18 protein-coding genes are annotated in these 21791 nt (G+C 72.2%); 5 read left to right on the forward strand and 13 right to left on the reverse strand.

Annotation, left to right across the window (positions count from 1 at the left end; all coding sequences use genetic code 11):
• Window position 1: 1 nt before the first annotated feature.
• The 8 genes from OF117_RS07390 to OF117_RS07425 form a co-directional block, all read right to left on the reverse strand.
• The gene (locus OF117_RS07390) at window positions 2-1687 is read right to left on the reverse strand and encodes an esterase/lipase family protein (protein ID WP_263552171.1); all 1686 of its coding nucleotides are present in this window, start codon (window positions 1685-1687) and stop codon (window positions 2-4) included.
• A gap of 448 nt (window positions 1688-2135) precedes the next feature.
• The gene (locus tag OF117_RS07395) at window positions 2136-4037 is read right to left on the reverse strand and encodes a M20/M25/M40 family metallo-hydrolase (RefSeq protein ID WP_263552172.1); all 1902 of its coding nucleotides are present in this window, start codon (window positions 4035-4037) and stop codon (window positions 2136-2138) included.
• A 354-nt stretch (window positions 4038-4391) separates the two neighbouring features.
• A complete protein-coding gene (locus OF117_RS07400) occupies window positions 4392-4640 on the reverse strand; it encodes a hypothetical protein (RefSeq protein ID WP_263552173.1) in 249 nt (82 codons plus the stop codon).
• Between the two features lie 70 nt (window positions 4641-4710).
• Window positions 4711-5856 (reverse strand): M14 family metallopeptidase, encoded by a 1146-nt coding sequence (locus OF117_RS07405; protein WP_263552174.1) that lies wholly within the window; start codon window positions 5854-5856, stop codon window positions 4711-4713.
• Window positions 5857-6514: 658 nt separating this feature from the next.
• Window positions 6515-8758: an alpha-amylase family glycosyl hydrolase gene (locus OF117_RS07410; protein ID WP_263552175.1), complete on the reverse strand. Its 2244-nt coding sequence runs from the start codon at window positions 8756-8758 to the stop codon at window positions 6515-6517.
• A 1975-nt stretch (window positions 8759-10733) separates the two neighbouring features.
• Window positions 10734-11390: a bacterial transcriptional activator domain-containing protein gene (locus OF117_RS07415; RefSeq protein WP_263552176.1), complete on the reverse strand. Its 657-nt coding sequence runs from the start codon at window positions 11388-11390 to the stop codon at window positions 10734-10736.
• Between the two features lie 74 nt (window positions 11391-11464).
• On the reverse strand, window positions 11465-11911 hold the full coding sequence (locus OF117_RS07420; protein WP_263552177.1) for a hypothetical protein: 447 nt from the start codon (window positions 11909-11911) through the stop codon (window positions 11465-11467).
• The gene (locus tag OF117_RS07425; RefSeq protein ID WP_263552178.1) at window positions 11908-12138 is read right to left on the reverse strand and encodes a tripartite tricarboxylate transporter permease; all 231 of its coding nucleotides are present in this window, start codon (window positions 12136-12138) and stop codon (window positions 11908-11910) included. Before OF117_RS07425 ends, OF117_RS07420 begins: the two co-directional genes overlap by 4 nt.
• A gap of 23 nt (window positions 12139-12161) precedes the next feature.
• On the opposite strand from OF117_RS07425, the gene OF117_RS07430 reads away from it, so the two are divergent.
• Window positions 12162-12476: a transposase gene (locus OF117_RS07430; RefSeq protein WP_263552179.1), complete on the forward strand. Its 315-nt coding sequence runs from the start codon at window positions 12162-12164 to the stop codon at window positions 12474-12476.
• A gap of 469 nt (window positions 12477-12945) precedes the next feature.
• Window positions 12946-13887 carry a hypothetical protein gene (locus OF117_RS07435; RefSeq protein WP_263552180.1) on the forward strand — a complete coding sequence of 314 codons (942 nt, stop codon included), beginning with the start codon at window positions 12946-12948 and terminating at the stop codon, window positions 13885-13887.
• 586 nt (window positions 13888-14473) lie between these two features.
• On the opposite strand, the gene OF117_RS07440 is transcribed toward OF117_RS07435, so the two are convergent.
• The gene (locus tag OF117_RS07440) at window positions 14474-14626 is read right to left on the reverse strand and encodes a hypothetical protein (RefSeq protein ID WP_263552181.1); all 153 of its coding nucleotides are present in this window, start codon (window positions 14624-14626) and stop codon (window positions 14474-14476) included.
• Window positions 14627-14734: 108 nt separating this feature from the next.
• On the opposite strand from OF117_RS07440, the gene OF117_RS07445 reads away from it, so the two are divergent.
• A complete protein-coding gene (locus OF117_RS07445; protein WP_263552182.1) occupies window positions 14735-14893 on the forward strand; it encodes a type II toxin-antitoxin system RelE/ParE family toxin in 159 nt (52 codons plus the stop codon).
• Between the two features lie 177 nt (window positions 14894-15070).
• On the opposite strand, the gene OF117_RS07450 is transcribed toward OF117_RS07445, so the two are convergent.
• Complete coding sequence (locus OF117_RS07450; protein ID WP_263552183.1) at window positions 15071-16066, reverse strand: SDR family oxidoreductase; 996 nt, start codon at window positions 16064-16066, stop codon at window positions 15071-15073.
• Window positions 16067-16275: 209 nt separating this feature from the next.
• On the opposite strand from OF117_RS07450, the gene OF117_RS07455 reads away from it, so the two are divergent.
• Both OF117_RS07455 and OF117_RS07460 read left to right on the forward strand, forming a co-directional pair.
• Window positions 16276-17163: a helix-turn-helix transcriptional regulator gene (locus OF117_RS07455; protein WP_263552184.1), complete on the forward strand. Its 888-nt coding sequence runs from the start codon at window positions 16276-16278 to the stop codon at window positions 17161-17163.
• 282 nt (window positions 17164-17445) lie between these two features.
• Window positions 17446-17847 (forward strand): type II toxin-antitoxin system VapC family toxin, encoded by a 402-nt coding sequence (locus OF117_RS07460; protein WP_263552185.1) that lies wholly within the window; start codon window positions 17446-17448, stop codon window positions 17845-17847.
• Window positions 17848-18115: 268 nt separating this feature from the next.
• Here OF117_RS07460 and sigJ read toward each other — a convergent pair whose 3' ends face one another.
• From sigJ to OF117_RS07475, 3 genes are all read right to left on the reverse strand, one after another.
• Window positions 18116-19087, reverse strand: coding sequence for an RNA polymerase sigma factor SigJ (gene sigJ, locus OF117_RS07465; RefSeq protein WP_263552186.1), 972 nt, complete (start codon window positions 19085-19087; stop codon window positions 18116-18118).
• Window positions 19084-20019, reverse strand: coding sequence for an NAD-dependent epimerase/dehydratase family protein (locus OF117_RS07470; RefSeq protein WP_263552187.1), 936 nt, complete (start codon window positions 20017-20019; stop codon window positions 19084-19086). Before OF117_RS07470 ends, sigJ begins: the two co-directional genes overlap by 4 nt.
• A 358-nt stretch (window positions 20020-20377) precedes the next feature.
• The gene (locus OF117_RS07475) at window positions 20378-21661 is read right to left on the reverse strand and encodes a vanadium-dependent haloperoxidase (RefSeq protein ID WP_263552188.1); all 1284 of its coding nucleotides are present in this window, start codon (window positions 21659-21661) and stop codon (window positions 20378-20380) included.
• Between the last annotated feature and the right edge of the window lie 130 nt (window positions 21662-21791).

Consider the following 21791-nt stretch of genomic DNA (forward strand, 5'->3'; position numbering starts at 1 on the left):
GTCAGGTACCGGCGCCCTCCAACGTGACAGCCTGGTCGCGGCGGTCGTCGGCGGTCACCTCGCGGGCCAGGCGCAGCCCGAAGGTGGCGGTGAAGCCGGTGCCGTGCACCGGGATCCGCCATTCGCCGTCCACCTGCGGACAGGCCACGACGGCCTCGCCGTCCTCCTCGCTCGCCGCCTCCACGAGCCGCAGCAGCTCCGCGGTGTCCGTGGGCCGCTGATCGGACAGGTAGCGCTCGCCCGTGTGCAGGAAGAGCCGCACCTCCGGCTCGGAGAAGGCCTGCACGTAGTACTGCTTCTGGAAGACCCGGTTGTCGGAGAAGCCCATGCCCCAGCTGTCCCGCTCACCGACGTAGACGTCGAGCCGGACGACGAGGTCGCTGGCGCTCCGGCCGGCTCGGCGGACCCGCGTGTCGAGCCACCCCTCCCATATGAGCCACTCCGCGGGATCGAGCCAGTCGAAGCCGCCCTCGCGCAGGTCGTCGTCCAGCTGCTCGCTGTGGAAGGGGCCGTAGCAGTTCTCCGCCTCGGCGCTCTGGTGGAACAGCTCGAAGTCCACCATCCGCGGCTTGATGCAAACGCCGAGGAAGAACTCGCTGCGGCCGAACGCGTCCTTTCCGCGCGTCACCCGTCCCTCCACGAGCCGCAGGCGGGCGCGCACGTCACCGTGGAAGAACCGCATGGCGACCTCGAACGACTCCCGACTGGTGACCAGGGAGTCCTCGCCCCCGTGGCACTTGTGCACGAACGTGCGGGGCGCGCCTGGGACCTGCGCGTATGCCTGCTTCACCAGCCCGTCGCTGCGGTTGTAGCGCGGGCCGTACTCCCCCGGCACGGAGGCCAGGCGGTTGAGCAGGCTGGCCGCCCCGTTGCCGTAGGAGCGGTAGTTCGTCCCCACGACGGTGAGCAGGCGGCGCAGGTCGAAGTGCTCGCCGAAGGTCCGGTAGGACCAGGCCTTCCCGTTCCGGGAGCCGGCGGCCGGCCCGTCGGGGTCGAAGGCCTCCAGCTCCTCGGCCGCGCCGAGACCGCCGAGCTGGTCCAGGACCTGGAAGCTGATGCCCTGGTGCGGGGTCCCCAGGGTCACGATCTTGTTGATGTGGTCCTCCGCGGCCCGGAGGTTGCCGTCTTTGAGGCGCGGATAGTCCACCTGGACCGCGTGGCGGACGATCAGCCCGCCCATCGAGTGGGCGACGACGTCGACCTTGGGCACCGGCTGCCGGCGTTCCGCGGCCAGCGCCCGGATGAAGTCGATCAGCTGCACGAGCTCGGAGCCGTAGGTGGAAAAGGATCGGTCCTCGAAGTCGTAGTACCGGAACACCCAGATGGTGTTCGCCACCGACCGGGTGGACCGGACCACGTCGAGAGCCATCGCGGGATCGGCCACGAGCCGGCCCTCGAAGAAGGAGCGCAGGCCGGCCAGCTCGTCCGGCAGGTCCTCGGGAGCCGCCTGCAGGTGGGAGTGGTAGCTGACGATGTTGGTGGCGTCCTGGTACTTCCAGTCCGACTTGAGCAGTCGGAGGACCAGACCCTCGTAGATGTAGTTCTCGCCGCGCTTGTGCGGGTACACCGTGCCGTCATTGAAGCCCTGGTAGGCCACGCGCCGTTCGTCGGCAATGCCGAGGCCGCCGAAGCCGCGGATGAGGACGAGCGGGCGTGCCGCGTGGACGTCGTCCTGCGGGTCTTCCATGGGTCACCTCGGTTCGGTAGTAGGCGTCGGCGGCCGCGGAGTCGAGCTCCGCGTCGTCGTAGACGCGGCTCCCGGCCCAGACCAGCTCGGCCAGTGCGGCTTGCACGTCGACCGTCGCCAGCCCGGCGAGCTGGAGGACATCGGCGCTCGTGCTCACGGCCGAACACCTACTTCGGACGCGTCACCGGAGCGTCAACGTCCTGGCGGCGACGCCGGGCTGGCCGAGGGGCCGGCCGCTGGTCCGCGCCAGGGAGGAAGCGCTGTCGAGCCCCGCAGAACCGGTCGCAGCTGCGGGAGGTGGCCTAGCGGCTCCGTCCTCACGTCGTTGTCCCGCACCCGGGCCAGGCCGGCGAGACATCTCCGGGCGGACGTCGCGGGTGACGAAGCGTTCCGCCCAACCGCCGCGAGGCCATGCCTCGACAGCAGGGCAGGCCGCCGACGTGGCCGCTCAGCGGGTGGCGGCGACCCATGCGGCGGCGGTGACCACCCGCGCGATGTCCGCGGCGTACCCGGCGTCGATCGTCGCATCCGTGGGCAGGTGGTACTCGGGGTTCATCTCCGCCGGAGGCGCCCCCGGTCCCGGGCCGGCGAAGAGATCCTCCGACGCCAGCACCGCCGGGTAACCCTGCTCGTGGAAGCTGGAATGGTCGCTGCGGCGCTCGGCCTCGTCCCACTCCCCTCCCGCCGGGTACACCTGCGCCGGGCGCAGCGCCGGGGACACGGTGGGCTGCAGCTCGGTGACCAGGCGCGCCAGGCCCAGCGAGCTGGCCTCCACCTCCGGCGCGGGGGTGAAGCCGGCGTGCACCTCGAAGGTCCGGCCGGGCAACCGGTCGTAGCCGATCATGTCCATCTGGAAGACGGCGACGACCGCCGTCCCCAGGGCCGCCACGTCCGACGCGTAGGCGCGGCTGCCCACGAGCCCGTGCTCCTCGGCGTTGAACAGGACGAAGCGCACGGTGCGGCGGGGCGGCGCCAGCGCGGCGTCCAGCGCCCCGATGGCCTCGACGGCGGCCAGGACCCCGGCGATCCCGCTCGCGTCGTCGTCCGCTCCCGGGGCCGGGTCCACGCGGGCCCGGTACCCGGGCCTGCGGGCTGCGGTGGAGTCCAGGTGCGCCGTGACGAGGACGACGCCGTCCAGCTCGCGGCCGGGCAGCTCGGCTTCGACGTTCTCGAGGACGCGGCCCTCGTGGCGGAACTGGTGCCGGCGCACGCTCAGCCGCCCGCCGCCGATGCCCTCGAGATCGGCGACCAGCGTGGCCACGGCGGCGGCGTTGTCCGGGTGGTGGATGTGCCGGCTCCGGATCACAGCGCCGTCCGAGGCGTCCGGCGCCGACCCCGCGTACCGCTCGACGGAGCCGGCGAGCTGCTCCCGCTGCACCCGCGGCCCGAGGACCTGCTGCTCTGCCGGCGAGAGCCGGACTGCTTCGGCCCTCTCCACCACGAGGGACCGAGCCACGGCGTCCTCCGCCACCGCACCCGTGGTCAGCAACGTGCGCATCGGCACGAGCTTGAGATTGTGGCCGTGCCGGGCGTCGGAGAAGTGCAGGTCCTCCACCGATGCGCCGGCCGGCACCGCCACGAACAAGCCCTCGTCGGTGGAGGCGAGCACACTGCGCGCCCACGTGCCCGCGGTGAGGAGCGCCGCCGAGTTGCCCTCGGGAGAGAGGAACCCGCTGCGGACCTGCCGGTCGTCGCGCAGCAGGTAAAGGTCGTTCGTGAGGGGCTCGTCCTCGGCGCTGAGCCGGTCCACCCAGAAGCCGAGGTCGTCGAGGCGCGCGGCCGCGGACGCCGTCACCACCGCGTACACGGTGGTGCCGCCCTCCCCGGTTACATGCAGGGGCAGCAGACGGAGGTCCCCAAGGGCCCGCCGCCAGTCACCGCCCGCGGCCGTCGGGGGCACGGTGACCCGGACGTAGCGGACGGGCGACTCCTCCTCGAGCAGCGGCAGGGCGAGCAGCGGGTGCGGCGCGACGGCGAGTCCCGCCCGGAGCGCGGACGCGCGCTCGCCGGGGTCCTCACCGACGAAGAGCACCCGCTGCGCGCCCGCGGCCGCGGCCGCCGCCTGCTCGAATGCCCCCGGCCCGTCCTTCGGCCCGTAGCGCACCAGAGCGGGGTCGAACCGGTCCCCGAGGCCGGCGGACGCCAGCGCCCGGTCCACCTCCTGGGTCGGCAGCGGACCGGGGTCGGACAGGACGCCCAGCCGCGCGCCGCGGTCCCGGAGCTCCGCGAGCACGCCGGGGACGTACGGGTACACCGTCAGCTCGATCCGGTCGCCGGCACCCGAAAGGGCCACCGACGCGAGCGTGTCGCCGATGTCGAAGAAGACCGCCGTCCCGGTCAGGTCGGCCATGATCGCCCCCTCGTGCCCGCCAATGAGCCGCGAGCACCATAGGGAGAGCCCCGTCACCGGGCTGTCACCACGCGGGGACGGCGCCGTCGGCGTCCGATTCGGATGGCGAAGGCCTCGTACGAGTCGGCGTCGTCCACGGAGCGCGTAGTCAGGCTTCCGGCCGGGGACTGGGAGTGATGTTCGTCGTCGGTGCTGTGGGCGTCGTGGGACACGCCTACGACCAGTTGTCAACGTCGGGCGCACTCATCCAGGGCGTGTCCCGCGATCTTCGCGGCGCCGATGCACGACGGTGGCGACGAACATGGATGGTCCGGTCGGTTCACCTCCGTCGGCACAGCTGCCTGGCGGGGGCGGTCACGGGTCATCGTCCGTCGGCCGGTCGTGCATCTGCGCCTCGTACTCCTCGCGGGTGGCCCAGCGGTCGACCCGCGCCAGCCCCCGCCGCTCCAGGTCGACGAGGACGCCCTCAGGGGCTGCTACGACGAGCGAGCCGGGATGGCGCTCCCACACGTCCAGGCCCAGCGGCAGGTCGAGCAGCGCCGCGACGCTCCCATCCGAGGGCGGGCTCAGGCGAGCGATCCAGGTTCGTTCGGCCCCGGCCATCCGAGCTCCTCGGGCTGCGACGGCGTCCTCCCGATGATCCTCGCGGACCGGTCGGGCCGGAACGCGCCCGTCACCCCTCCCCCGGCTTCTCCAGGACATGCCGGATGAACTCGAACGCCGCGGGCCGGTTCTCCTCCCAGCAGGGCTCGATCTGCTCCGCAGGCAGGATGAACCCGCCCTCCAGGGCGGACGCGGGTCGCAGTTCGACCGTGATCGACGGGACGTCGTATTCGCCGTAGGTCCAGTCGGTGGTGTCCCCCGCGGTGGGGTACAGCCGAGACGACTGCTGCGGGGTGTACGCGGTCCCGTGCACGCCCTTGACCAACCGTGCCATCTCCTCGGCCAGGTCACGCATGCCGCGCAGGTCGGCCTCGTCCTTGACGGGGCGGGAGGTGTAGCCCCACGGGTACAGGATCAGCTGCGAGTAGCTGTGGTAGGTGAGGACACCACCGAACAACTGGCGCGCTACCAGATCACGCACCGCACGCGTCTCGGGTTCGGAGAAGGCCCTCGGGCCCACGTAGGTCTGGTCCGAGGGCACGTGGCTGGAGGTGTTGATGTTCAGCGTCCCCCACATGTAGCCGTAGTTCCTATTGGGGTCCACTCCGAAGCTGCCGCCCCGGTTCCGCCGTCGGTTCTTGCGCCAGAGTCGGTCGTGGGTGTGCGTGTACTCGTGGCCGTCCGGGTTCACCATCGGGACCACCCAGACCTCGCCCCGCTGCAGCCACCGCTGCACCGGGTCGGCCGAGGAGTGCTCGAGCAGGTGCTCGGCCAACCGGAAGGGCACCTCGACGGAGATCCACTCCCTGGCATGGTGGCAGCCAAGGAACGCAACCTTGCGGTCACTGCCCCGGCGCTCCCCGATCCGCAACGCCCACTGCGGCCGCCCCTCGACGCTGCGCCCGATCTCGTGCAGGTCGGCGATCTCAGGATGTACCTCGGCCAGGCGCCGCAGATCCTGCTCGAGAGTCGCCGCCGTGTGGTAGCCGGTCGCCGCCGCCTCGGTGGCGAAGGTCGACAGGTACCCCTCGGTCATCCGCAGCTGCTCGACGTCGTAGCCCATTGCCTCCAGGCGGCCGGCCTGCGCCTCCTCGACCTGCAGGACCACCTGGTCGGGCGTGACCTCCCACACGTCGAGGCCGAGCGGCGCGGAGAGCAGCCAGGCGAGCGGCGCCTCCGTACTCGTGGACGTGACTCTGGCGATGAGAGCGGCCACCGCGTCCTCCGTCGGCGTCAGCGTGGATCAACGGCTCGTGCCACCGGGTTCTCGACCACATGGACGGCCGCAGGGCCACCCGCGGCCGCGACGGCCGTGAACCGGTCACCCATGCCATCCGGGACCCGAGGAGCGCCGTCCCCACGAACGTCCTCCGTGGCCGCCGGAAGGTCGTCAGCGCCAGACGGGTCGAAGACCATGGTCATGAACCGAACCTCCGCACGAACGATCCGTCCAGGGTCCGGGAAGCCCGTCACTTCCGCGTCACCGGCGGATCACCGCAGGGGCCCGGTCGTAGGCGCCGCGAGCGAGCGTCGGTCAAGGAGTCGGCGCGACCGTGTCCCCACAGCGGCGGCTCCCGAACGCGGCGACAGCCGGCGGGTCGGGCACCGGGCGCCCGCCGGTCCCTTCGGACGGCCGCGTGACGGGTACCTCGGTGATCCGCGGTTCCTCTCGGAGGCAGGCGGCCAGCTTCCCCGCCGTCGGCGGACGCCCGGAACCACGTCTGCTCGACGCGCTGGTTGTCCGTCGCAGCACAGCATCAGGCGCTCGCGCATGACCCTTCCTCGGCCGAGGCTTCGTCCGGCCGGGTGCGCGACCATACGGCCGGGCCGTCGCCGAGCCGTCACCCGCACGTCACTCCGATCCCGCCGGCGGCCTACAGGGCGGCCTCCCACTTGTAGACGAACCCGCTGGACGAGGGCAGGACGAACGGCACGAACCGGCTGTCCCGGCTGTGCAGCGCGGTCGGCGCGCCTGCCGAGTTCCGCCCGGCCGGGGGGACGTCCTCGACCGTGTCGATGTCGGCGAGCTTGACCCAGGTGCCGGGTCGACCGAGCTCCAGGTCGACCTCGACGTCGTACGGGCTGAAGTTGAGCAGCACGACGAGGGTGTCCCACGGGTCGTCGTTCGGTCGGGCCCGCCATCCGACGACCGCCCGCCCCCCGCCGTGCCGGGCGTCCATCCACGGGCCGAGGATCCAGGCGTGCCGCCCCTCCCCCGCTGGGTCGTATCCGGCCAGCCGGAGGCCGGGGTACCGGCGGCGGAGGTGGATCAGCCGGCTCGCCCAGCCGAAGAACGCGTGGTCGTCCAGCCGCGCCGGCCAGTCCACCGTCACGACGTTGCGCGGTTGCGAGAGGTTGAACTCCTGCCCCATGTAGATCATCGGCTGGCCGAGGGCCACCACGGTGGCCAGCAGACCGAGCCGACCCTTGCGGTCCCTGGTCTCGGGTCGGTCGAGCCCGGGGATCGCGCCGACGGCCTGGGCGACGCTGTCCTCGTCGTGACTCTGGCAGTAGTTCACGACGTTGTTGGTGTGGGCGGCGAACCACGAGCGGCTGAAGTACAGGGAATCGGCCAGCCGGTCCGGCGTCGCATCCTGCCCCTCCCACGGGGTCTCCAGCAGCAGGGCCTTGACCTTGTCGTGGAACAGCTCGGCCCACTGGGCATAGCCGTCGTAGCCGGACCGGTTGAGGTCCGTCTCGTTCGGCAGGTTCTCGGCCACCAGGACCACGTCCGGCACGAGGTCGTGGAGCTCCCGGGCGAGCCGGTGGAGGAAGCCGTGGTCCATGACCGTCCAGTGGGTGGCGTCGAGACGGAAGCCGTCGACGTGGTACTCCACCAGCAGGAGCTTGCAGGCGTCCACCAGTAGGTGCTGGACCAGGGGACGCTCGGTCGCCACCCGGTTGCCCCACCGCGTGGCACGGGGGCTGAAGTACAGCCCGCCCGCGAAGTCGTTCTGCCATCGGAGCACCAGCCCCCACAGCGGGTTGTCGTCGTTGCTGGTGTGGTTGAAGACCACGTCGACGAGGACGGCGATCCCGTGGGCGTGCGCCGCGTCGACCAGCGCGCGCAGGTCGTCCGGCGTCCCGAAGTCGCGCTCCACCGTCATGAACAGCGACGGGTCGTAACCGATGCTGCTGGGCCCCTGCGGGCTGGGCACCTCGGCCAGGGGCATGATGCTGAGCGCGTTGATCCCCAACCGCTCGAAGTAGCCGGTCTCGATCCGCGCGGTCACACCGGCGAACCGGCCCCTCTCGCCCGGGGTGATGTCGGGGTCGGCCTCGGTGAAGCCGGCGACCGACAGCTCGTAGAGGACGAGCTCGTCGATCCGTGGCCTCCGCCACCCGGCGTCGTGCCAGAGGTAGGTAGCGGCGTCGACCACGACCGAGTTGTTCCTCGTGAAGTCCGGACCCAGCTGCCGGGCGTAGGGGTCCACTGAGACGCGGACGTTCTGCGCCACGCCGCCCGCGACCACGAATCGGTACTCACCGCCGACCGGGAGCCGGTCGGTGATGCCCAGCCAGACCCACGACTCACCGCCGTAGGCGGAGTAGGGCGTCAGCGGCACGAACCGGTCGGGATCAGGGTGGGCGGCCCAGGGGTGCTGCCAGCCGTTGAAGTCCCCGGTCAGGTGGACCGTCGCGGCTGTGGGGTGGTGGAGGCCCACGAGCACCCGGCCGTCGGTGAGCGGGGTGGCCCCCAGGCCGGAGAGTCCCCCGCCGTCGGGCAGGTACCCGCCCGGCCGGAAGGCCCCGGCGCCCTGCAACCGGCGCAGGTAGGCCTCCGCGCTCTCACCGGCCGGCGTCGACGGCTCCAGGCGGTAGGTGAACGGCGACCGCGCGCAGGCCCAGACCGAGGCCCGTTCGCCGTCGGTCGGGCCCTCCGGGTGGAAGACATGGTCGACGCCCTCCCACGGCCCCTCCGGGCGCTCCCCGTCGCGCAACGTGAAGCCGAAGGTCGGGCGGACCGGCCGGACCTCGAAGACCGGCCCGAACCCGTCCTTGCCGGTCGGGTGGTGGTCCTCCGTCCGGGTCGACCCGGCGTACCAGACGTGCAGCCGGGGGTCGGCGAACCCCCTGGCGTTGTCGACGTGCACGGTGACGGTCAGCGGCATGGTCATCCCTCCGGCCTCGCGTGGACAGTTGCCAGGCGCCTGCGCTCGCCGCTCCGCCGGCCACTTGCCTGTGCCGGGCGTGGTGCCTCGGGACCGGCTACCAGTTGATCGGCACACCCGGCGGACCCAGGTCGACCTGCGTCTGGGGCGGGACGTCGGCGACGCCAGGCACACCGCGCAGCCGGCCGAGCGCGTCGTCGGGAGCGGTCCGATGATGACGCCGATCTGGTCGAGCAGCTGGTCGGTCGTGAAGCCATGGGCGGCCAGATCCGCGGCGACCTGCGCGAGATCACGATGCCCGTCGCTGGTGACGACCCATCGCTTGCTGCTCGCCACGGCACCTTCCCCTCGTTCGGCACCCGCGGGCGCGGACCACCCGGACAACCGGTGGTCCTCGACCGTCGTCACGGAGCCTGCACCAGCCCCGCTCCCACCCGCGAGGCCGGGTGAGGCAGTCGCTTCGCCGCCGCCTGCAGCTTTCTCCGCGGCTCATGCCGCGAAGCGAGGAGGACGTTCGCGCCCACAGTGCCGCACAGCCGGCGACGTGCGGAGTGGCCATGCCCGTCCCGTTCTTCGTCCCGTGGCAGGTGGGCCAGGGCACCGACGAGAAGACCCGCGTCCCGCCCCGGCGATCTCGACCTTGCCGAAGTTGGAGATGGACAACGGCGCCAGGGTCCGGTCCACGGACGCGACCGACATGATCGTCGGCGAGTTCGCCGAGCACCGGTGGCCGCCGATGCGTTGCCGGCGGCCCCGATGAGCAGCCCGTCGGTCCGCGCGGCTCGGCCGGCCACGGTGTAGTCGGCCTGCACCGGCGACTGCGAGCCGAGGGACATCGAGATGACCTCGCACCGGCTGGCGATGGGCCGGTTCATCCCGGCCACCGTCCCCTGATCCGCGAAGACGAAGCGGGGAGGATACGGGCTGGAAGGACAGAACTCGTCATGGTGGGTCACCCACAGGCCGTGCGAGCAGTGATCGAGGCAGCCGCACGCTAGGGACGCCGCCGTCACGCAGTCGTCACCGGCGCGTCACCCCCTCCGGCGCTCGGTAGAGCGGGATGGGAAGGCCGGTCAGCAGAGGCGCCGGCCGTTGCACACGGTCGTGGGGCGGAACGACGTGGGGTTGCCGTCGAACCCGTGGGTCCTCCCCAGGACGGTGGGTCGGGGTAGCCGCCGACCGTTGGGGCCACGAGGCAGGCCGTGGACCGGACCGCGTGCGTGGTGGCTCGGTCCGGGTGAACAGGCAGGCGGTGTGCGCCCCGACCGGGCGCGGCGCGGTGGGACGGCAGTGACGGGGCGGTGCCGCGGACCCTGGATCGTCGTGGGAACGGGCGCGCTCCCGCTGAGCGGAAGACGAGGGGGTGGGATGTCCAAGATGCCCGCGGCTGAGGCACCGATGGAGCCGTCCTGACGCTGGTGATCCCGGTCGAGCCCGGGCCGCAGGACGCGCTGCGCACGAAGCTCGAGCAACTGCAGGCCCTCCCCCGAAGGGACAACCCGGTCATGACCGCACTGGGCGAGATCGCCGCCGTGCACTTCGCCCGGTTCGTATCTTCTCGACGACACGCGGCTGGCCGTGACCACCACGTACGACGGGTCCTTCGAGCGCTACATGATGGACCTCGTCGACTACATCCGCCTGGTCTTCGACACGGTCCTCGAGCACATGGCCGACCCGCCGCCGCTGCCGGTCCGAAATCACCGCGACGAAATTTCTCGACTACGTCCGCCGGCACGACCTGCGCTGCGTGCCGCCGTATTACAGCGCCCAGCCCGGCCGGACGGTGCTGGACATCGACGTCCAGGGCCTGGTGGTCCGTAGCTGCACCATGCCAACCGCACGTCACCTGGGGATACGCATCGACCTTGCGCCGGCCGCCCGGAGGCCCCCCTTGCTGGCCGGCACCGCCCCAGGGTTCCCGAGCTGGAACCCGGTCAAGCCCACCGGCGGTTCGTGCTCCCCCGGCGCGGGCCCGTACTCAGGACGCCGCACGACGCCCTGCTCCGAGGCCCCGGACCAGGCGGGTCATCTGCTCGGTCGGGGCGACCCCTAGCTCGTCGTGGAGCATCTGCCGGAACAGCTGGAAGGCCCGCACCGCCTCGACGACGTTCCCCTCGGCGAGGTGGACCCGCACGAGGGTCCGATGAGCACTTTCCCGCAGCGGCTCGGCCTGCACGGCCAGGTGCGCGGCCTGCACTGCCATACCGTGGTGGTCAGCGGCGGCGAGCCGGGCAGCTACGGCCTCGAGTGCGTGCATGCGGTGCTGCCGCACGCGCTCACGCTCGAGCAGCACCCAGTCGTCGTACCAGCCGGGCAGGAGATCGCCCCGCAGTGCCGGAGGCGGGAGGGACACGCGGTCGACCCGGGCCTGGGGGTCCAGCGCCCGCTCGGCCCAGCCGTGCAGCTCCCGGACGTCGACACGGACGTCGGCAGCGAGGGCGAGCGCGTCACCGGGCCCGTCGACGAGTCCCGGTGCGGCCTTGCGGAGCCGCCACAGCGCCGATCGCAGGCTGGCGTGGGCTTGCCCCTCGGGGGCCTCGGGCCACAGCTGGCCCGCGACCGCCGTCCGGGTAGGTCGATCGAACAGGCACAAGAAGGCCACCAGCCGCTGCACCCCCCGCGGGAGATCGCCCACCGGCTGCGGCGAAGGGCACGTCGACCGCAGGGTGAAGCCGTCGAGGAGCTCGATCCGATAGACCGACGTAGGATTCACGCCCGCCAGAGAGCCCCCGCCCGGCCCTGATACACCGGCACACCCGGACAGAGCGCACGCCCGAGAGGAGTCGCACCGGACGACCTCAGCCGTCGCTCCGCGGAAGTTCCAGGCGTGTGATCCCCGGGGCGGAGAGCGGGATCGCCCGGACGACTGATTCCCTCGTGGACGGCGTCCTCGTACCCGGCCTCGATGCGCGCCCGGATGGTGGCGTCGGAGAAGCCCGTCGGGGAGGACAGGTCCTCCGGAAGGGCCGACGTCATCAGGCTGAAGTGATGGATCTGTCGCTGGGCGAGCAGAGCCTGGTAGGTCGGCTCGCCACGGAGGTCGCTGTCGGCCGGAAGCTGCTGGTCGATCCTCGTCATGAGGTCGACGAACCGGTCGATCCGGTCGAAGAGGGCCTCCTCGAGCGTGAACTGGCTGGTGAATCGGATCTCGATCATGCGATCCAGCACGTCAGGCAGGTCTGCGGAAGCGACGCCACCTGGATCGGCAACAATCCGACGACGATCAGCTCCCGGACGGCTGACGGATCCCCGGATGCGGCCGCTCCAGAGCGTCGATGGCCGACACCGAACAGCCCGATGGCGACCGGGATGACGTCGATGCCGTTGATCAGCTCGGTGGAGCCGAAGGTGTAGCGCTGCTGGCCGCCGCCGACGAACGACACCTGGCCGTCTGGCTGGCCTGGTCGTGCCCCAGCAGCTGCGGTCGGCCTACCGGCACGAGCGCACCGCCGAGGGCCGCACGATCGCCGAGAAGGTCATCGACTCCTTCCCGACCTGCCCGGTCCACGAGATCGCCCACCTGGGGCGGACGCTGCAGCAGCGGCGCGAGGCGTTCCTGGCCTACTTCGACACCGGCCGCGCCAGCAACGGCGGCACCGAAGCCGTCAACGGCCTCATCGAGCTCCACCGCCGCATCGCCCGCGGCTTCCGCAACCGCGACAACTACCGGCTACGCATGCTGCTCATCGCCGGCGGCCTGACCAGCTCCCACCTCAGGTGAAGAAGAGCCAGCAATCCGATCCGTGTCACGCCGTATCAGCCGGCGACCGGGTGCGTCTTCTTCGTGCAGGTCGGCACGGCGTCCAGCGTCTGGCAAGGCGACGGGCCGGGCCGGCGCTCAACCCACGAGCGGCAACTTGCCGAGAAAGGGCCGCCATGCCTCCTTTCGAACCCCGAGATGGAGGCACGCACGGGCTTCCACTCCCCTGCCGCCCTCGGGACAGAGGACATCCCGACCGAACTGGAGGCCGCGCGCCGGCGGTCGCGGTTGGCGGACACCGACGAGATCCGTTGGTCAGGGATGGAGGAGTCCAACACGATCACGGGAGGGCGTCATGAGTCCACGACCCGGCCAGGAGAGCCGGTTCCGGCGTCACGGTGGCCGCAGCTGGTCGCAGGAGATCGAGACGACGGCAGCCGCACTCTGCACGAGGATGGAAGTGATCCGGGCACGGCCACTCCCAGCTGAGGTGTCCGAGGCTGAGAGGACTGCGATCCTCGATGGCGTCAAGATACTTGTTGGCGCGGCGCTCGATGCTGCGCGTGGAGAGGACCCTGAGTACCGGACGCTGCGGAGTTGGTGGCGAGGAACCAGCATCGAGGCGGCCTTCCGCAAGTCCCATCAGGCCGAAGCGGAACTCGCGCGTCTGTACGACCCACATGAGGTGGCGGCCGAAGAGTTGCCCACGGTGGCACGCATCGACGTGGCTCTCAACCGCGACGACCCCGTCCGCGCCGAGGCCCGCCGTCTGCTGAGCATGCCTCCGGGAGCGCAGAAGCGGGCGCTGCTCAGCAAGCTCATCCAGGTCGGGCACGAGGCCGTCGACGGATCCCACGCACGGCTCCGGAACTTCCGCAACGTCCTCCTCACCGCGTCGTGGTGCATCGCCGTCCTCGTTCTCGCGTTCTCCGCGGTCGTCATCGTCAACCCCGGGGCTGTCCCGTTCTGCTTCGAACCGGGCTTGGCACCCGGCGCCGACGGCATCGCAGTGGCGTGCCCCACCGGGGACGACGACGGTCAGCTGCCCGCTCCGCTGGACGTGGTCGTGGTAGGCCTGCTCGGCCTGCTCGGCGGAGCCCTGTCGGCCGCCGTGTCGATCCGGAACCTCAAAGGGACTGCGACGCCGTACGACGTCCCGATCGCCCTCGCGCTGCTGAAAGTGCCCGCAGGGGCATTGATGGCGCTGGGCGCGCTGATCGCGATCCGCGGGGAGTTCATCCCCGGCCTGAGCGCTCTGGACTCCCAGGAGCAGATCCTCGCCTACGCGCTGGTGTTCGGGTACGCGCAGCAGCTCCTGACGGGTCTCATCGACCGGCAGGCCCAGGGGCTTCTGAACGCGGTGCCCAGCAAGGACGCCGCGCAGGACAGGCCGCAGTTGTCGGTGACGACGCGTCAGGAAGCCCTGGCGTGAACTCGCGCACGCAAGTTCGTGGGAACGAGCGGCCGGCGCCGCTACCACCCGGCATTCGGGAGCCTCTCCCCTGCGTCACCCCGGCCAACAGTGGAGGACACGATGGGACGAAGCATGCAGCCCGTCCGGCTCCCGAGCAGCGACACGCACGAAGTGGAGTTGGAGCGGGCGGTCGACGCGACGGTCACGGAGGTGTGGCGGACCAGCCAGCCGAAGGTCGAGGACGGGCCCACCGTCAGGGAGCCCATCCTCTTCGAGCTCGAGAGCGCTACCTCAGCTTGTCGTTCAACCCTTGACCGGCTCACCGCTGGTGGGTGCGGCTCGGGTGCCGGCCTTGCCGACGGCGTGACGGGGAGCGCGGTGCCGGTTCTTGACTCCGGGTGGGCGTCCGGGGCCGGGGTGGGCGGGTTTCGGCGCGCTGGCCGGCGAGGGGGTCTTCGCGCGTAGGCAGCGAAACCCGCGGCGGACCCGCGCCGGGGTCAGCCGCTCGGTCGGCAGCGGCTTCTCCCAGGGCAGGCGCAGATCGGTCGCGAGCGGGCGGGCCAGCCGCAGCTGGGTGTGCGCGGCCAGGACCAGCCATGACCAGCTAGGTCCAGCGGTCGGCCGCGGCCGGCAAGCGCAGCCTCGGGCGGGTCCAGCCCCAGACCTGCTGGGTGAAGCGGATGGTGTGTTCTAGGTCGAAGCGGCGCAGATGGGCCTGCCAGCAGACGGTGACCGCGGCGGCGTCGACGCCGACCACCGAGGTCCACAGCCAGACCAGCTTGGCCCCGGTGGTGACGCTCGCACTGGTCAGGCCGGGTGTAGGGCAGCGATCCGGGGCGGTGGGGTGAGCCCGTAGGCGCGGAGAATGCCCTGCTGGGCGGTGGTCGGCTCGGTGGTCTGCGGTTCCACCGCGAGGGCTACTGGTCGGCTCAGCGGTCCGTACCGCGTCATCTACTCGGTCCGTGACGACGAGGTGGTCGTCCGCGTCGTCCGGATCTCTCACCGCGCCGACCTCCATGGCTGATCCCCGTCTGGAGACGCCCGAAGATCAGCTCGCAGGCGTGCGCCGTGTGCGCAGGTATCGAGTCGCCCCTCGGGCGCTCTTGCGAGGTCGCGGCACATCGGTTCCCCGATGGCCGCGACCTCTGTTGTCCGGCCGTGATCGGTGGCCCTGGACGGACCCCGGAGCGCCGGTCAGGCGTCAACGGCCTTCCCGGACCAGGCCGAGGGCCTGTCCCTCGGTCCGGTCGACCTCACGGCCCTCGGGGAAAGACACCCCGGTCAGCTGCTCCGACAGCCGCCAGATGCGTCGTGCGTCCTCGAGGCTCCGCAACCGCCGGTAGAGGCTCTGCTCGGCCGGTGGCCCGCTCATGTGCCAGAACCGGCGGGGACCGTAGAACCGGCCACCGCCGGCGTCCGGCGACGTTGCGGCGAGCAGGGCGGGGAGGCTTGCGGTCTCCGGCGTCCCCGCGACGCCCATCGCCGACAACCGCCTGATGAGGCGGATCCCGCGCGACTCCTCGGGCCGGCCGATCTCGGGCCGGGCTGCCAGCAGGCTCGTCGGGGCCACGCCGGGGTGCGCGATGTTGCTCGTGATGTCCCAGCCGCGGGCCCTGCTGCGCCGGTCGAGCTCGAGGGCGAAGAGGCCGACGGCGATCTTCGACTGGCTGTAGGCGCGGAACGCGTCGTACGAGCGCTCCCACTCCAGGTCGTCCCAGTTGATCGCGTTCCGGTTCGCGGCCACGCTCACCTGCGACGTCACGCGCGCCCGGCCGGCGAGCAGCAGCGGCATCAGGTGTGCCACGAGCGCGAAGTGGCCGAGGTGGTTAGTCCCGAGCTGCAGCTCGTGCCCGTCGGCCGTCGTCCGCCGCTCCGGCGGTGTCATGACACCGGCATTGTTGACCAGCATCTCGATCGGCCGGTCCTCGGCGAGCAGGACGCCGGCGAAGTCGGCGACCGACCCGAGGGAGGACAGGTCGAGCGGGTGGAGGGTGACGCCCGCCCCGGGGACGCGCGCCCTGATCTCGGCGGCCACCGCCTCGGCCTTGCCGCGGTTGCGGACCGGGAGGACCAGGTCGGCCCCGGCCGCCGCCAGGCGGCGGGCGAGGACTCGGCCGATGCCGTCGGTTCCTCCGGTGAGCACCGCTCGCTTCCCCGACAGGTCGGGGACGTGGATGTCGATCGTCGTGCGGACCATCGCTCGTGCTCCTTTCCTCGAGGTTGCGCTGCTCGCGCCGTGGCACCACCGTCCCCCGCCGCTTGTGGCGCGAGGCAGGGCCTGTCGATCCGCCCCTCCGGGCCCGGCGAGAGGGGGATCGACGGTCCGTGGATGCAGCGCGGGAGCGCCGGTAGAAACGACCCGGGGGCCCTGACGGGCCGGCGCTCAGGACGCCCGGAAGGGGTCACGTGAGGATCGATCGAACGGGGTTGGCGGAGTTCCTCCGACACCGCCGGGAGTCGCTGCAGCCCGAGGACGTCGGCCTGATCCGCGGGCCGCGCCGCCGGACCGGCGGGCTGCGGCGCGAGGAGGTCGCCGCCCTCTGCCACATGTCGACCGACTACTACGCGCGTCTGGAACGGGAGCGCGGTCCGCAGCCGTCGGAGCAGATGATCGCCTCGATCGCGCAGGGACTGCACCTGTCCCTCGACGAGCGCGACCACCTGCTCCGCCTGGCCGGGCACCAGCCGCCGCCGCGCGGAGCGAGCACCGAGCACGTCAGCCCCGGCCTGCTGCGGATCTTCGACCGCCTCGGCGACACCCCCGCCGAGATCGTCACCGAGCTCGGCGAGACCCTGCGGCAGACGCCGCCCGCGATCGCCCTCACCGGCGACGCGAGTCGGTTCACCGGGCCGGCCCGCAGCAGTGGGTACCGCTGGTTCACCGACCCGTCGTCCCGCGAGCTGCACCTCCCCGAGGACCACGCGCTTCTCTCGCGGATGTACGCCGCGGGGTTGCGCGGCGTGCTCGCGATGCGGGGCCCCGGGTCGCGGGCGGCGCACCTGGCCGACCTCCTTCTGGAGCGGAGCGAGGAGTTCCGCCTCCTGTGGGAGGCGCACGAGGTCGGCGTGCACCCTCACGAGGTCAAGCGCTACCAGCACCCCGAGGTCGGTCTGCTCGAGCTGAACTGCCAGACACTCCTCGACCCGCACCAGGCCCACCGGTTGATGGTCTGGACCGCCGCACCCGGCACCGAGAGCTACGACAAGCTCCAGGTGCTCGCCGTGATCGGCGCCCAGTCCCTCTCCCCCGCCCACCGAGGCATCAGCGGCTCGGCTCCCGGCCATCGACGATGACTCGCCCGCTCGAGCACCTCGGCCAGCCACGCCCGCCCGCCGTAGCGCAACGGACGGGCGGCTCCGCGTGGTCCGTCACTCGTGAGGAACAGCGGGTCCGCGTACGCGGAGGGCGGTAGGCGCGTGCGGAGATGGCGAGTCCCCCTCGGGCACCGAGTTGGGCCGTGACCGCGGTCCGGGGTGCTGGCCTACGCAGGCAGGGCGACCAGGCCCAGCTCCTGAGCTGCACGCGCGAGGCGGCGGTCGAAGGTGGCGACGCGGGCTCCGGCTTCATGGGCTGCCATGAGCACACAGCAGTCGGGCATTCGCGTGCTCGACGCCAGCGTGCTCATCGGCTACCTGGACGCCGAGGACAGCCAGCACGAAGCGGTTGAGTCCCTGCTCGCCCGGGAGATCGACGACGACTTCGCGGCCAGTCCGCTGACTCTGGCAGAGGTGCTGGTCGGCCCCGCCAGGGCTGGCCGTCTCGACGACGCGCGCGCGGCGCTGCGTGATCTCGAGATCGGAGAACGCCAGTTCCCGGCGGACGCCGCTGTTCACCTCGCCCGGCTGCGCGCGCGCACCGCACCCTGGTCGGCGTCGTGCCTCACCATCGTCACTCCCTTGCTCAGCCCCGCGAGCACGCGGACGCCGTGGAGCGGCCGCCCGTCGACCGGGCCGAGGACCTGTCCGGGCCCGGCGTGAGCACGTGCCGGTTGCTCTCCGGTCCTCGCTCACCGACGACGTGGACCGGTGGCTGCTCGACGCGATGACCGAGCTCGCCGGACCGCGGGTGCCGTGATCGCGCTGTCCGCACCGTCGTCGCCGACCGGATCACCGGTACCGCCGTCCTCGGCGCCGGCGGCGGCATCACCGGGGACTCGGACGCCGTCGCAGACCACACCGCTGCCTCGTCGACACGGGCCGACGGTCCAGCCGGGCCGGCGACGACGTCCTCGTGCCGGCTCTCCCGCTACGGGCGGCCCTCCGGGGACCCGGTGGCCTCGACCCGTGGCACGACCGGAGCCGGTCGCCCCGACCTCAGGAGCGATGCGAGGTCGCCGACCGGCCCGAGGTGCCTCAGCTTGTCGGGGTTGACGAGCCCGCGGATGCCGGTGATCTCGCCGCCGGCGATGTCGAGCGCGCACACGCCGATCAGCCGCTGCTGTGCATCGAGGAGGAGGGCTCCCGGACCGCCGTTGAGCTCGACGGGACGCAACGACACGCCCGGGAGGGCCAGCACCCGCCGGACCCAGCTGAGGACCGTGCGCGCGACACGGGCGCGCCCGCGCACCGCCCGCGCGATCGCCGGGACCTTGCCGCCGCCGTCGCCGGTCAGCGCCACGTCGTGCGCCAGCAGCGCCTCCAGCCCGGCGAGATCGCCGCGCTCGGCGGCCGCGAAGAACCGGGCGGCCAGCTCGTCGCGCTGCTCGCGCGTCGCCCGGAAGCGGGGCCGGCGCTGCTGGACGTGGCGTCGGGCGCGGGAGGCGAGTTGACGCACGTTGCCCTCGCTCGTGCCGAGGATCCCCGCGACCTCGGGATACCCGTAGTCGAACACGTCGTGCAGCAGCAGCACGGCGCGCTGCTCGGGCGAGAGGCTCTCCAGCAGCACCAGCATCGCCAGCGACAAGGAGTCGGCGATCTCGGCGTGCCGGGCCGGATCGTCGCGGCCGTCGGTGATGACCGGCTCCGGCAGCCACTCGCCGACGTAGCGCTCGCGGCGGGCACGCGCCGAGCGCAGCTCGTTGATCGCCAGCCGGGTGGTCACGGTGGCCACGAACGCGCGCGGCGAGGCGATCCGCTCGCCCGCCTCGAGCGCTCGGTGCACCCGCAGCAGCGCCTCCTGCACCACGTCCTCGGCCTCGGACACGCTGCCGAGCATCCGGTAGGCGAGCGCGAACGCGCCCGGCCGCAGCTCGTCGAGCAGCCGCTCGCGGTCGGTCATGCCGCGGCGAGCCCGTGCCGCCAGCTGGGATGCGCCGGGCGCCATCCCAGCTCGCGCTTGGCCTTGGCGTTGGAGGCTCCGCGCAGCTCGGTCATCATCACCACGCCGGCCTCCCCGGCGAACAGCCGCCCGACGAATCGCGGCACGTGCATCGGCTGCCTGGCGCCGAGCTCCTGCGCCAGGGCCGGCAACCACTCGGCGACCGGGGCAGGGTCGTCGTCGACGACGTTGTAGGCACCCCGCCTGCCGTGCTCCACCGCCGCCACCGTCGCCTCCGCAGCGTCGGCGACGTGGACGAACGACCACACGCCGGCGCCGTCGCCGACCAGCGGGAACCTGCGTCTGCGGATCAGCTCGGGCTGTTCCCCGCCCGGCGCCATCGCCGTGCCCGGCCCGTAGAAGGCGCCGTAGCGCAACACGATCCCCTCCGTCCACCGGGCGCCGAGGACCGCCCGCTCGAGATGACGGATCGCGGCCAGCGTCTCGCGCATCTCCCGCGCCGGCGCGGTCTCCAGCGGGTCCTCCTCGGTCTTGACCGGCGGACCGGTGCGCGCGTACGCGCCGTAGGACGCCACCCCCTGCGCCACGAACCGCCGCACCCCGACCGCCTGCCCGGCGGAGAGCAGGTGGTCGGTGCCCTCGGTCCGCAGGCGGTTGGTCCGCGCGAAGTCGCGGTCGAAGTGACGCATGTCCAACGCTCCGATCGCGGTCAGCTGGTGCACGATCACGTCCGGCCGCGCCCGCCCGACGGCCTCCGCGACCTGCTCGGGCTCGAGCGCGTCCGCGACCACCGGCACCGCACCCCACTCGCGGAGCATCGTCTGCTTGGACTCCCGGCGCGTCATGGCGTGGACCTCGTGACCCGCCTCGACCAGACGCGGCACCAGCTGCCGTCCGATCGCTCCCGTCGCCCCGGCGACGAACACCCTCATGATCACTCCTCGGTCGAGGACTGCTGACACCAGACAAGACAAGAGAGCAGACCCCGCTGTGACACCTCCGGTGCCCCTGCACGGACGACGGGCGCAGGGTGGCGGTGCTGCGACCCGTTGGCACGCGGTCCGCGACGCGCACGTCCGCGTGCCGGTGTGCCGGTTCCGCGTGCGTCCAACCGCCGGGCTGACCCCAGCTGCTGTGGCTGGCGGGCGCGGTCCTGGTCGAGGCCCAGGACGACGGGCGGGCCACCGACCACCGCTACCCCACCGACGGCTCCATGGCCCTCGGGTGGGCCCCCCACCTGCGGTGGAGGGCCCAACCGTGGGGTTGTCGGGCCGACCGCAGCGGAGAGCCTCAGTCAGCCCGGCCGAACCGGTCGTGGACCGCATCGGCCACCTGGCGGCCGATGCGCAGCCCGTCGTCCATCGCATCCCGGAAATGGAACCCGAGCCAGATGCGGGCGTCCGTGACGTCGTCCAGCCACGCCCGCTCCGAGGAGTACGTGCGGGTCGTGACGACCACCCCGGGCGCAGTGGACTCCAGAGTCACCTCCACTCGTCCGAACAGCTCCTCCAGCACGTGAGCAGTGCTCCCGGTGAGGCAGGCATGACCACTCGGGTACTCCGGATACGGAGGAGTCGGGCCGAAGGGCGTCCAGGCGGCATCGACGACGGTGGCAGGGTTGCCGTCGGCGTCGGCCTGGTGGATCGCCGTCTCCGGACGCCAGTAGTAGTGGACGTACTTCTCGCGCCAGCAGGTGATCAGCGCGTCGGCGCCGGCGCCGTTGACCGCCGCGAACATGCGCGCCGCGTCCACGATGTCGAGGTCCCGCCGCAGGGCGAGGTCGCGCATCGCGTCCTGATACTGACGCACCGGGTTGTCGCTGAAGAACAGCGCCAGATCCGTCTGCTCGGGCGACCGGCGGGAGCCCGTCGCCGCGCCCATCGTCCGGACCTCCTCGACGTCCGCGGCGTACTGGTCGCTCCTCAGGGAATCCGGGCCGTTCCGGTCGAACTGCCTGGGCGACCGGATGAGCACCGGTCGGGTGAACGCCAGCCACGGGGCCAGGAACTCGCCGCTGGCCGTCGGCGCCCACATGCCCGGCGGCGGATCGAGAGGCCGCGGCGGCGTGACCGGTGCGTCCCGGCCGTCATCGACACGCGACACGAGGAGGGCCTCCGCCGCGTCGTGCCCGACGCGCTGCCCCCGGACCCGCCCGTCATCGTCGGGGATGCCGGCCAGCCAGGCGTCGTAATCGGCGTCGAGCGCCGCCTCGGACGCGGGGAAGTACCGCACCAGGACGTCGTGCGCGGCGGTCGCCGCGGCGACGTCGGACGACGCGGGGCCGTGCGCAGCCGGCTGGCGGAGCGTCGGCCTCCCCCCTCCCTCGACCGTCACGACCGCGTTGTAGACAGCCGTGGACACCAGGGCCAGGTAGAGCTGCGCGACCGGTGGCGGCTTCTTCCCCTCGGCGCTGATGGTGCGGAAGGCGATGGCGTTCCAGGACGTGACGATGCCGGCTGCGCTGCCGGCCCGGGACGACGCGGGCTGGGCCGCCGTCACCGAAACGGTGCTGAGCAGCACGGCGAGTGCAGCGACGACGCTGCCCCGGCGGACGGACGTGGGTGCTCGGGCCATGGTGTCTCTCCTGTCTGTCCGGCGCTCCCTGCGTGCGTGTGCGGTCTGCGTGACGTAGGCGCTGGGATCGGCCCAGCGATCGCTGGGAACGGGGCAGCACGTGCGCTGGCCCCCGCGAGGCAGGTCCTGT

This window comes from Geodermatophilus sp. YIM 151500 (assembly GCF_025716945.1).
Lineage (GTDB): Bacteria > Actinomycetota > Actinomycetes > Mycobacteriales > Geodermatophilaceae > YIM-151500.

Coding starts and splice junctions, on each gene's coding strand:
- OF117_RS07395 (WP_263552172.1), bottom strand. CDS start 4,037: ATGGCCGACCTGACCGGGACGGCGGTCTTCTTCGACATCGGCGACACG.
- OF117_RS07470 (WP_263552187.1), bottom strand. CDS start 20,019: ATGAGGGTGTTCGTCGCCGGGGCGACGGGAGCGATCGGACGGCAGCTG.
- OF117_RS07445 (WP_263552182.1), top strand. CDS start 14,735: ATGCCCTGCTGGGCGGTGGTCGGCTCGGTGGTCTGCGGTTCCACCGCG.
- OF117_RS07420 (WP_263552177.1), bottom strand. CDS start 11,911: ATGATCGAGATCCGATTCACCAGCCAGTTCACGCTCGAGGAGGCCCTC.
- OF117_RS07475 (WP_263552188.1), bottom strand. CDS start 21,661: ATGGCCCGAGCACCCACGTCCGTCCGCCGGGGCAGCGTCGTCGCTGCA.
- OF117_RS07450 (WP_263552183.1), bottom strand. CDS start 16,066: ATGGTCCGCACGACGATCGACATCCACGTCCCCGACCTGTCGGGGAAG.
- OF117_RS07400 (WP_263552173.1), bottom strand. CDS start 4,640: ATGGCCGGGGCCGAACGAACCTGGATCGCTCGCCTGAGCCCGCCCTCG.
- OF117_RS07460 (WP_263552185.1), top strand. CDS start 17,446: ATGAGCACACAGCAGTCGGGCATTCGCGTGCTCGACGCCAGCGTGCTC.
- OF117_RS07390 (WP_263552171.1), bottom strand. CDS start 1,687: ATGGAAGACCCGCAGGACGACGTCCACGCGGCACGCCCGCTCGTCCTC.
- OF117_RS07410 (WP_263552175.1), bottom strand. CDS start 8,758: ATGACCATGCCGCTGACCGTCACCGTGCACGTCGACAACGCCAGGGGG.
- sigJ (WP_263552186.1), bottom strand. CDS start 19,087: ATGACCGACCGCGAGCGGCTGCTCGACGAGCTGCGGCCGGGCGCGTTC.